Below are 9590 nucleotides of genomic sequence, written 5' to 3' on the forward strand. Positions count from 1 at the left end.
TCGCCGCACCGCGGCCCGCCGATGAGCGGCTTCTCGGCCGCTTGCCGCTTTGGCGCGTCCTTGGGTCGTTTTGTTGCGCGTGCCTGGCTGATATATGCTCACCCTGCGCGTGAGTGCCGATACGTGACGGGTGGCGGAAACCTTTCAAGAATCTTTCACATAAGGCTCAGCAAACTGTTGCGCTGCACTGCGGCATGAGGCTACCACTTTGCAACGCAAACGCACGGACACCCAGACAGGAGCCCGCAAATGCCCGAGTTCAACAAGATCCTGATTGCCAATCGCGGCGAAATCGCCATCCGCGTCATGCGCGCCGCTAATGAGCTGGGCAAGAAAACCGTCGCCGTCTTTGCCGAAGAGGACAAGCTCAGCCTGCACCGTTTCAAGGCGGACGAGGCGTATCGGATCGGCGAGGGGATGGGGCCGGTCGCGGCCTACCTGTCGATCGACGAGATCATCCGCGTGGCTCGCGAGGCGGGCGCCGACGCGATCCACCCCGGCTATGGGTTGTTGTCGGAAAACCCCGAGTTTGTCGACGCCTGCACCAACGCGGGGATCGTGTTCATCGGCCCGCGCGCCGAAACGATGCGCGCGCTCGGCGACAAGGCCAGTGCCCGGCGCGTGGCGATCGAGGCGGGTGTGCCGGTGATCCCGGCGACCGAGGTCCTGGGCGAGGACATGGATGCGATCCGCACCGCGGCGGGCGAAATCGGCTATCCCCTGATGCTCAAGGCCAGCTGGGGCGGCGGCGGGCGCGGCATGCGCCCGATCAACAGCGCCGACGAGCTGGAGGAAAAGGTGCTGGAAGGGCGCCGCGAGGCCGAAGCCGCCTTTGGCAACGGCGAGGGCTATCTTGAAAAGATGATCACCCGAGCGCGCCATGTCGAGGTGCAGATCCTTGGCGACAAAAGCGGCGAGATCTATCATTTGTGGGAGCGCGACTGCTCGGTCCAGCGGCGCAATCAGAAGGTGGTCGAGCGCGCCCCGGCGCCCTACCTGGCGCAAGCGCAGCGCGAAGAGCTGTGTGAGCTGGGCCGCCGCATCTGCCAGCACGTGAATTATGAGTGCGCCGGCACGGTCGAGTTCCTGATGGACATGGACACCGGCAGTTTCTACTTCATCGAGGTCAATCCGCGCGTTCAGGTCGAACACACCGTCACCGAAGAGGTGACCGGCGTCGATATCGTGCAGGCCCAGATCAAGATCGCCGAGGGCAAGCCGCTGGCCGAGGCAACGGGCAAGCCGGGGCAGGCGTCGATAACGCTCAACGGGCATGCCTTGCAGACCCGGATCACCACCGAGGATCCGCAAAACAACTTCATCCCCGACTATGGCCGCATCACCGCCTACCGCAGCGCCACGGGCATGGGCATTCGCCTTGATGGCGGCACTGCCTACGCGGGCGGCGTGATCACGCGCTACTACGATAGCCTGCTGGTCAAGGTCACCGCCTGGGCCCAGACGCCGGAGGGCGCGATCGCCCGCATGGACCGCGCCCTGCGCGAGTTCCGCATTCGCGGCGTCAGCACCAACATCGCCTTCGTCGAGAACCTGCTCAAGCATCCGGTGTTCCTCAACAACGAATACACCACGCGCTTCATCGACGAGACGCCCGAGCTGTTCAACTTCGCCAAGCGCCGGGACCGGGCGACCAAGATCCTGACCTATATCGCCGACATCACCGTCAACGGCCACCCCGAGACGCAAGGCCGCGCCAAACCTGCCGCCGCCAAGGCCCCCCGTCCGCCCCGCGCGGCCGTGGAGGACGTGCCCGCCGGCAGCAAGACACTGCTAGAGCAAAAGGGCGCCAAGGCCGTCGCCGACTGGATGCTGGATCAGCCGCAGCTTCTGTTGACCGACACCACCATGCGCGATGGACACCAGAGCCTGCTGGCCACGCGGATGCGCTCGATCGACATGATCAAGGTCGCGCCGGCATATGCCGCCAACCTGCCGGGACTGTTCAGCGTCGAATGCTGGGGCGGGGCCACCTTCGACGTGGCCTATCGCTTCTTGCAGGAATGCCCGTGGCAGCGCCTGCGCGATCTGCGCGCCAAGATGCCCAACCTGCTGACGCAGATGCTGCTACGGGCCAGCAACGGGGTGGGCTACACCAACTATCCCGACAACGTGGTGCAGGAATTCGTGCGCCAGGCGGCCGAGACGGGCGTGGACGTGTTCCGTGTCTTCGACAGCCTCAACTGGGTGGAAAACATGCGCGTCGCGATGGACGCGGTGCAGGAGACGGGCCGCATCTGCGAGGGCACGATCTGCTACACCGGCGATATCCTTGATCCGGATCGCGCCAAGTATGACCTGAAATACTACGTCTCGATGGCCAAGGAACTGCAGCAGGCCGGCGCGCATGTGCTGGGCCTTAAGGATATGGCGGGGCTGCTCAAGCCCGCGTCGGCCAGCGTTCTGGTCAAGGCCCTCAAGGACGAACTGGACATCCCCGTGCATTTCCACACCCACGATACCAGCGGCATCGCGGGGGCCACCATCCTTGCCGCCGCCGATGCGGGCGTGGACGCCGCCGATGCGGCGATGGACGCGTTCTCGGGCGGGACCTCGCAGGCGTGCCTTGGCTCTATCGTCGAGGCGCTCAGGCATACGCCGCGCGAGACCGGCCTTGATATCGCCCGCGTGCGTGAAATCAGCGATTACTGGGCGCAGGTGCGCGCGCAATACGCGGCTTTTGAGTCGGGCCTTCAGGCCCCCGCATCCGAGGTCTACCTGCACGAGATGCCCGGCGGGCAGTTCACCAACCTCAAGGCGCAGGCGCGCTCGCTCGGGCTTGAGGATCGCTGGCCCGAGGTGGCGCGAACCTATGCGGACGTGAACCAGATGTTCGGCGATATCGTCAAGGTCACGCCGTCCTCGAAGGTGGTGGGCGACATGGCGTTGATGATGGTCAGCCAGGGCCTGACCCGCGAGCAGGTCGAGGATCCGGAGGTCGAGGTGTCGTTCCCCGACTCGGTGATCGACATGATGCGCGGCAATCTGGGCCAGCCTCCGGGCGGGTTCCCGGAGGGGATCGTTCGCAAGGTTCTCAAGGACGAGGCCCCCAACACCGAGCGGCCGGGCAAGCACCTGCCGCCCGTCGATCTGGAACAGACGCGGGCCGAGCTGTCGGGCGCGCTTGAGGGCAAGCCGGTCGATAACGAGGATCTGAACGGCTACCTGATGTACCCCAAGGTGTTCCTGGATTACATGGGCCGCCACCGCCAGTATGGCCCGGTGCGGACGCTGCCGACGCGGACCTATCTCTACGGGATGGAGCCGGGCGAGGAGATCACCGCCGAGCTCGACCCGGGCAAGACGCTTGAGGTTCGCCTGCAGGCGGTCGGCGAGACCGGCGAGGACGGCGAGGCCAAGGTGTTTTTTGAGCTCAACGGTCAGCCGCGCGTAATCCGCGTGCCAAACCGCGCCGTCAAGGCCCAGAGTGCCGCGCGCGCCAAGGCCGAGGCGGGCAACCCCGACCACGTCGGCGCACCGATGCCCGGCGTGGTGGCCAGCGTGACCGTCAGCGTCGGCCAGAAGGTCCGCGAGGGGGATATGCTGCTGACGATCGAGGCGATGAAGATGGAAACCGGCATCCACGCCGAGCGCGACGCGACGGTCAAGGCGGTGCATGTGCAGCCGGGCGGCCAGATCGACGCCAAGGACCTGCTGATCGAGCTGGAATGAGCGGCACGGGCGGGGGCGGTTTTTTTCGCTTGAGGGCAATTTTCCACTTGCAGCCCGCCCGGAGAATTTATATCTCACGCCTCACAAGGACGCGGGCGTAGCTCAGGGGTAGAGCACAACCTTGCCAAGGTTGGGGTCGAGAGTTCGAATCTCTTCGCCCGCTCCAATTATCCGAACCCGGATACACGAAAAAGGCGCGGCCAGCGGTCGCGCCTTTTCGCGTTTTGGCGGATTCTCTGTGAAACGCGCAAGATAACGTGTTGAAAATGCTTTCTGATATCAAAATGCCTTGAACGTGAGGGTGGTCAGGGATCGCTCGATCCCGTCGATGTCCAGCAGGTTGTCGTTGATGAACTTGCCCACGTCCTGGCCCTCGGGGATGTAGAGCTTCATCAGCAGGTCATACTCCCCCGAGGTCGAAAACAGCTCGGAGTGCAGCTCGCGCAGGGCGATTTCCTCGGCCACCTTGTAGGTGGTGCCGGGGGTGCACCGGATCTGGATGAACACGCAGGTGGACATGGCAGGGCCTTTCGCTGGCTGACGCGCGGCAATGCTGACACAGGGCGCGGGCGCGCGCAATGCGCCCCTTTCCTCTGCGTGCACGGGGGCCTATAACCCGGGGCGGACAAGCAAGCGGAGCAACCCCATGCGAACGGCCATCATCACGCGAAAGACCGCCGAGACGGATATCTCGGTCGAGATCGACCTGGATGGAAGCGGCAGCTATGACAACCGCACCGGCGTGGGGTTTTTCGACCACATGCTGGACCAGTTGGCGCGCCATGCGCTGATTGACATGACCGTGCGGTGCAAGGGTGATCTGCACATCGATGATCACCACACCGTCGAGGATGTAGGCATCGCGCTGGGCCAGGCGCTGGCGCGCGCGCTGGACGACAAGCGGGGCATCCGGCGCTATGGCGCCTGCCTGCTGCCAATGGATGACGCGCTGTTGCGGTGCGCGCTGGATCTGTCGGGGCGGCCCTACCTGGTGTGGAACGTCCAAATGCCCACGGCCAGGATCGGCGCCTTCGATACCGAGCTGGTGCGCGAGTTCTTCCAGGCGGTTGCCACGCATGGCGGCATCACCCTGCACATGGACATGCTCCACGGCTTCAACAGCCACCACATCGCCGAGGCCGCGTTCAAGGCGATGGCGCGCGCGCTACGCGAGGCGATCGAGGCCGACCCGCGCAAGGGCGACGCGATCCCCTCCACCAAGGGTAGCCTGTGAGGGGCGCTTGGGCAGGGCATAAAGTCAAGGTGCGGCAGAGGGTTAGCGCATGACCACGGTTATCATCGATTACGAGAGCGGTAACCTGCACTCCGCCGAAAAGGCGTTTCAGCGGATGGCGGCCGAGGTGGGCGCGGGCGATGTCGTGGTGACATCGGACCCCGATGTGATCCGCCGCGCGGGGCGCGTCGTGCTGCCGGGCGACGGGGCGTTTCCGGCGTGCCGCGATGCGCTTTACGATCATCGCGGCGTGTTCGAGGCGATGGAAGAGGCGGTCATCAAGGGCGGCAAGCCGTTTTTGGGGATATGCATCGGGATGCAGATGCTGGCCACGCGCGGGATGGAATACCGCGAGACGGCCGGGTTCGACTGGATCGGCGGCACGGTAGAGCGGATCGTGCCCGGCGATGCCGCGCTGAAGGTGCCGCATATGGGGTGGAACGACCTGGTGATCGACCGGGCGCACCCGGTTTTCGAGGGCGTGCAAAGCGGGCAGCACGCCTATTTCGTGCATTCCTATCATATGGTTGTGGATGATGACGCGCATCTGTTGGCGCATGTGGACTACGGCGCGCGCGTGACCGCGGTGGTCGGGCGCGACAATCTTCTGGGCATGCAGTTCCACCCCGAGAAAAGCCAGAACGTCGGCCTGCGGATGATCGCGAATTTCCTGGGCTGGAAGCCCTGATGGTGGAATTGACCTCCGCCCGAATAGCGCCAAAGGCGCCGGGCAGGCGCGCGCCGGGCTTACTCCACCCGCGTCCAGGTGCCTCCGTCGCGGCAGATGAACAGAACGCAGCCCTCGACCGAAAGTGTATCGCCGTTCAGCGTCATCTTCGAGTTGTAGGTCTTGTCGCGGTCGGGTGACCAGATCTTTCCGCCGCCGTATTCGCCCCCACCTTTGGCCTTCATACCCCAGATGATGCGCTTGCCGGTATTGGGCGAGTCCATCGGCGCGCCCTGCGCATCGAACGACTGGATTAGCCTGCCGCAAATCGCATCGCCGCAATCCTGCACGCGGATATGGCCGGAATTGCCGTTGTCGTCGGGCGCAGTGCGCCATACGCCGTACACCGGATCGGCCAGCGCGGCGCCGCCGCCCCATAGCAGCATCAGCGCGGCCAGTGTCGTCGTGGTTTTCATCGCCGGTCCCCTCCCTTGCGCTCGCGCCCATCCTGACGCCGGATCGCCGCGCCAATCAAGCGTTACATTGGGTCACCGCGAATATGTGCGGTGCGTTGCATTTCCCACGCGGGCGTGCAAAACGGCACGCATTCACGATGAAAGGCAAGGCTGATGATCCTTTATCCCGCGATCGATCTGAAGGACGGGCAGGCGGTGCGCCTGCTCAAGGGCGACATGGACAGCGCCACGGTGTTCAACGAGAACCCGGCGGCGCAGGCGCGTGCCTTTGTCGATGCGGGGTGCGAGTGGCTGCACCTGGTGGACCTGAACGGCGCGTTCGAGGGCGAGCCGGTGAACGCCGCCCCGGTCGAACAGATACTGGCGGCCTGCGACGTGCCGGCGCAACTGGGCGGCGGTATCCGGGACATGGCCACGATCGAGCGGTGGCTGGACAAGGGCCTGGCACGGGTGATCCTGGGCACGGTGGCGGTGGAGAACCCCGCGCTGGTGCGCGAGGCGGCACGCGCCTTCCCCGGGCAGGTGGCAGTCGGGATCGACGCGCGCGGCGGGTTGGTCGCGACCAAGGGCTGGGCCGAGGAAACGGACGTGAACGCCACGGACCTCGCGCGCAGCTTCGAGGACGCGGGCGTGGCGGCGATCATCTACACCGACATCAACCGCGACGGCGCCATGCAGGGCCCTAACGTCGAGGCGACGGCAGCACTGGCGCGGGCGGTGGAAATCCCGGTGATCGCCAGCGGCGGGGTGTCGTCGCTGGACGACCTGATCGCGCTGCGCGATTGCGGCGCCGACCTTGACGGGGCGATCTCGGGGCGGGCGCTGTATGACGGGGCGCTGGATTTGCGCGCCGCGCTGAAGGCGCTGGCGGGGTAGGGCGCTACTCGGCCTGCCCGGCCGCTCGGGCGGTGAAGTTGGCCAACGCCTTGGTCATGGTCCGCACATAGGGCGCATCCGCGGCGATCCCGTCCAGCCCCGACAGCATATCGGCGGGCGCGTGATAGGCCAGCCATGTCTGACCGTCCTTATCCTCGTAGACCAGCACCCGCAGCGGCAGCATGATCCCGGCAAGCCGGTTGTCGATAAGCGCCGGCGTGCCGACCTTGGGTGTGCCAAAGATCAGCAACTGCGCCTCACCGATATCGGCATCGACCATGCGCGCGCCCTTGCCGTGATTGACGCGGGCGAAGAGGGTGATGCCCGCGGGCTCGATCGTGGCGGCAAGCGCGTCGGCGGCCTGCACCACGGATTTGTCGGTGGCCACGCGGGTGATGTCCTGCGCAGCGGCGAGGGCCGGCGCGGCGGCAAGGGCAATAGCGGCCAGGGCAGGGCGGATCATGGCAGGCTCCTTGCTTGACGAGGATACAGCCCATCCGTGCCACGCGGCGCGGGTCACGTGCCAATCACGAATGGGTCAGTCAGCCGCTGACGCCCACGAGGCCCCGCGCATCCAGCCAGTCGAGAAAGGTGCAATCGCCCGCGTAATGCACCGGCTGATTGACGTGCGCGCGCATTGCCCCATGCCGCGCGCCGGGCCGCAAGCGCGGATGCCTCCGGCAGGAGTATTTGGGGCAAGATGAAGCAGGGGGCCTTTTTATTCCCTTCATCTTGCCCACAATACTCCGGGGGAGCGCGAGGGGGCAGCGCCCTCTCGCCCCGGTTTGCCGCAGGGCGCGCGATGCCTCTTTATCTGCGGCGCGGGCCGGTCTATGAGGGGCGCATGCTGAAGGTTCGTGTCATTCCCTGCCTTGATGTCGCCGATGGCCGCGTGGTCAAGGGCGTCAATTTCGTCGATCTGCGTGATGCGGGCGATCCTGTCGATGCAGCGCGCGCCTATGACGCCGCCGGCGCCGACGAGATCTGTTTCCTAGACATCCACGCCACCCACGAGAACCGGGGCGTGATGATGGACGTGGTCACCCGCACCGCCGAGGCGTGTTATATCCCGCTGACGGTGGGCGGCGGGGTGCGCAGCGCGCAAGACGTGCGCGCGCTTCTGCTGGCGGGTGCCGACAAGGTCAGCTTCAACTCGGCCGCCGTGGCCAACCCGGACGTGGTGCGCGAGGCCGCAGATCGCTTCGGCAGCCAGTGCATCGTGGTGGCGATCGACGCCAAGACGGTCGCCCCCGGCAAGTGGGAGATCTTCACCCACGGGGGCCGCAAGCCCACCGGCATCGACGCGGTGGAGTTTGCGCGCACCGTCGCCGCCAAGGGCGCGGGCGAGATATTGCTGACCTCGATGGATCGCGACGGCACGCGGGCGGGGTTCAATTTGCCGCTCACCCGCGCGGTGGCGGACGCGGTCGATATCCCGGTGATCGCCTCGGGCGGGGTGGGCACGCTGGACCACCTTGTCGAGGGGGTGCGCGAGGGCGGCGCCGCGGCGGTGCTGGCGGCGTCGATCTTTCACTTCGGGGAGTTTTCCGTGCATGAGGCCAAGGCGCACATGGCTGCCCATGGCATACCGATGAGGATGGACGAATGACGCTGGACGATCTTGCCGCCACCATTGCCGCGCGGGCGGGGGGCGATCCGGGGGAAAGCTGGACCGCGAAGCTGTTGGCGCGGGGGCCCGAGAAGGCCGCCGAAAAGTTCGGCGAAGAGGCGGTGGAGGCCGTGATCGAGGCGGTTCGCGGCGACCGCGCGCGCCTGACGGCGGAGGCGGCGGACGTGCTCTATCACCTGCTGGTGATGCTGCAATCGCGGCAGGTGCCGCTGGCCGATGTCATGGCCGAACTGGAGCGGCGGCAGGGCACCTCGGGGCTGGACGAGAAAGCGGCGCGCTGAGGGCATGGCGGTAGCCGGTTGAAGCTGTCCCCGCCCGGGACGCCCCGCGGCCCGGGCAGCGCCCGACCGCCCCCATGGGCGGGCGCTCCGCTTCCGCCCGCGGTCGGAACCTGCCCTCAAGGTGAGACATCCACAGCCACATGGGGCAATGCGGGGAAGCGCGGCGGGCTTGCCTCGATTTCGCGTGTTTATTGGCCGGTGAAATCGCCTACCCAAATTTGCTGTGGGCAGATCAGTAGATAGAGATTACCACTCTATGCTTGTTCTAAATCTTTGATAAGCTTTTCCCACTTTTCAAGTTCTTCATCAAATTCGCCCCAACTTAGAGTATAATCGCAGTTGTGCTTGTATAAGCCAGATAAGAGAACGTGGCATCGTTCAATGAATCTCTGAACATCACCCCGACTCTGTTGCACAAATTGGTTGAAGGCCAGACGCCCCCTTTCCCCAGACAGACTCATCCTACGGGCTCAGTTATGGGTATGCCGAGCGCGGTATAGCCGTTCATGACGAGGATGCGGACTTGGACTTCCGCAACCTGACGATCGAAGTCCCGCGCCATGAGGCGCTGGCCCAGCATTTTCACGCAGTGCATTTTGGTCTCGACGCGGCTTCGGCGGTGGTATCCACTCCAGTTTCGCCAGATCGCGCGGCCGAGGTATTTCGAAGCTCGCAGGGCCTCGTTTCTGGCCATTGCACCCGCGGTGACGGTCTTCCACGGCTTGGCGTTTTTGCG

9 protein-coding genes, 1 tRNA gene and 1 pseudogene are annotated in these 9590 nt (G+C 65.4%); 7 read left to right on the forward strand and 4 right to left on the reverse strand.

Annotated elements, in window-relative coordinates; translation table 11 throughout:
- Positions 1-249 precede the first annotated feature (249 nt).
- Positions 250-3690, forward strand: coding sequence for a pyruvate carboxylase (locus tag G568_RS0112495; RefSeq protein WP_026758359.1), 3441 nt, complete (start codon positions 250-252; stop codon positions 3688-3690).
- A 91-nt stretch (positions 3691-3781) separates the two neighbouring features.
- Positions 3782-3856, forward strand: a tRNA-Gly gene (locus G568_RS0112500).
- 113 nt (positions 3857-3969) lie between these two features.
- On the opposite strand, the gene G568_RS0112505 is transcribed toward G568_RS0112500, so the two are convergent.
- Positions 3970-4209: an Lrp/AsnC ligand binding domain-containing protein gene (locus G568_RS0112505; protein ID WP_026758360.1), complete on the reverse strand. Its 240-nt coding sequence runs from the start codon at positions 4207-4209 to the stop codon at positions 3970-3972.
- Positions 4210-4336: 127 nt separating this feature from the next.
- Between G568_RS0112505 and hisB the strand changes: the two genes are divergently transcribed.
- On the forward strand, positions 4337-4924 hold the full coding sequence (gene hisB / locus G568_RS0112510) for an imidazoleglycerol-phosphate dehydratase HisB (RefSeq protein WP_026758361.1): 588 nt from the start codon (positions 4337-4339) through the stop codon (positions 4922-4924).
- A gap of 49 nt (positions 4925-4973) precedes the next feature.
- On the forward strand, positions 4974-5612 hold the full coding sequence (gene hisH, locus G568_RS0112515) for an imidazole glycerol phosphate synthase subunit HisH (protein ID WP_026758362.1): 639 nt from the start codon (positions 4974-4976) through the stop codon (positions 5610-5612).
- Positions 5613-5671: 59 nt separating this feature from the next.
- On the opposite strand, the gene G568_RS0112520 is transcribed toward hisH, so the two are convergent.
- On the reverse strand, positions 5672-6067 hold the full coding sequence (locus G568_RS0112520) for a DUF2147 domain-containing protein (RefSeq protein ID WP_026758363.1): 396 nt from the start codon (positions 6065-6067) through the stop codon (positions 5672-5674).
- 153 nt (positions 6068-6220) lie between these two features.
- Between G568_RS0112520 and hisA the strand changes: the two genes are divergently transcribed.
- On the forward strand, positions 6221-6943 hold the full coding sequence (gene hisA, locus G568_RS0112525) for a 1-(5-phosphoribosyl)-5-[(5-phosphoribosylamino)methylideneamino]imidazole-4-carboxamide isomerase (RefSeq protein ID WP_026758364.1): 723 nt from the start codon (positions 6221-6223) through the stop codon (positions 6941-6943).
- A 4-nt stretch (positions 6944-6947) separates the two neighbouring features.
- Here hisA and G568_RS0112530 read toward each other — a convergent pair whose 3' ends face one another.
- On the reverse strand, positions 6948-7406 hold the full coding sequence (locus G568_RS0112530) for a DUF302 domain-containing protein (RefSeq protein WP_026758365.1): 459 nt from the start codon (positions 7404-7406) through the stop codon (positions 6948-6950).
- A gap of 381 nt (positions 7407-7787) precedes the next feature.
- Between G568_RS0112530 and hisF the strand changes: the two genes are divergently transcribed.
- Positions 7788-8552 (forward strand): imidazole glycerol phosphate synthase subunit HisF, encoded by a 765-nt coding sequence (gene hisF / locus G568_RS0112540; RefSeq protein ID WP_026758366.1) that lies wholly within the window; start codon positions 7788-7790, stop codon positions 8550-8552.
- A complete protein-coding gene (locus G568_RS0112545) occupies positions 8549-8854 on the forward strand; it encodes a phosphoribosyl-ATP diphosphatase (RefSeq protein ID WP_026758367.1) in 306 nt (101 codons plus the stop codon). Before hisF ends, G568_RS0112545 begins: the two co-directional genes overlap by 4 nt.
- 457 nt (positions 8855-9311) lie before the next feature.
- Here G568_RS0112545 and G568_RS19965 read toward each other — a convergent pair.
- Positions 9312-9590, reverse strand: a pseudogene (locus G568_RS19965) (IS5/IS1182 family transposase); the annotation flags it as partial.

This window comes from Sediminimonas qiaohouensis DSM 21189 (assembly GCF_000423645.1).
Classification (GTDB): domain Bacteria; phylum Pseudomonadota; class Alphaproteobacteria; order Rhodobacterales; family Rhodobacteraceae; genus Sediminimonas; species Sediminimonas qiaohouensis.

Excerpts from the sequence above, each read along its gene's own strand:
- G568_RS0112495 (WP_026758359.1), top strand. The coding sequence starts at position 250 with ATGCCCGAGTTCAACAAGATCCTGATTGCCAATCGCGGCGAAATCGCC.
- hisA (WP_026758364.1), top strand. The coding sequence starts at position 6,221 with ATGATCCTTTATCCCGCGATCGATCTGAAGGACGGGCAGGCGGTGCGC.
- G568_RS0112545 (WP_026758367.1), top strand. The coding sequence starts at position 8,549 with ATGACGCTGGACGATCTTGCCGCCACCATTGCCGCGCGGGCGGGGGGC.
- hisH (WP_026758362.1), top strand. The coding sequence starts at position 4,974 with ATGACCACGGTTATCATCGATTACGAGAGCGGTAACCTGCACTCCGCC.
- G568_RS0112530 (WP_026758365.1), bottom strand. The coding sequence starts at position 7,406 with ATGATCCGCCCTGCCCTGGCCGCTATTGCCCTTGCCGCCGCGCCGGCC.
- G568_RS0112505 (WP_026758360.1), bottom strand. The coding sequence starts at position 4,209 with ATGTCCACCTGCGTGTTCATCCAGATCCGGTGCACCCCCGGCACCACC.
- G568_RS0112520 (WP_026758363.1), bottom strand. The coding sequence starts at position 6,067 with ATGAAAACCACGACGACACTGGCCGCGCTGATGCTGCTATGGGGCGGC.
- hisB (WP_026758361.1), top strand. The coding sequence starts at position 4,337 with ATGCGAACGGCCATCATCACGCGAAAGACCGCCGAGACGGATATCTCG.
- hisF (WP_026758366.1), top strand. The coding sequence starts at position 7,788 with ATGCTGAAGGTTCGTGTCATTCCCTGCCTTGATGTCGCCGATGGCCGC.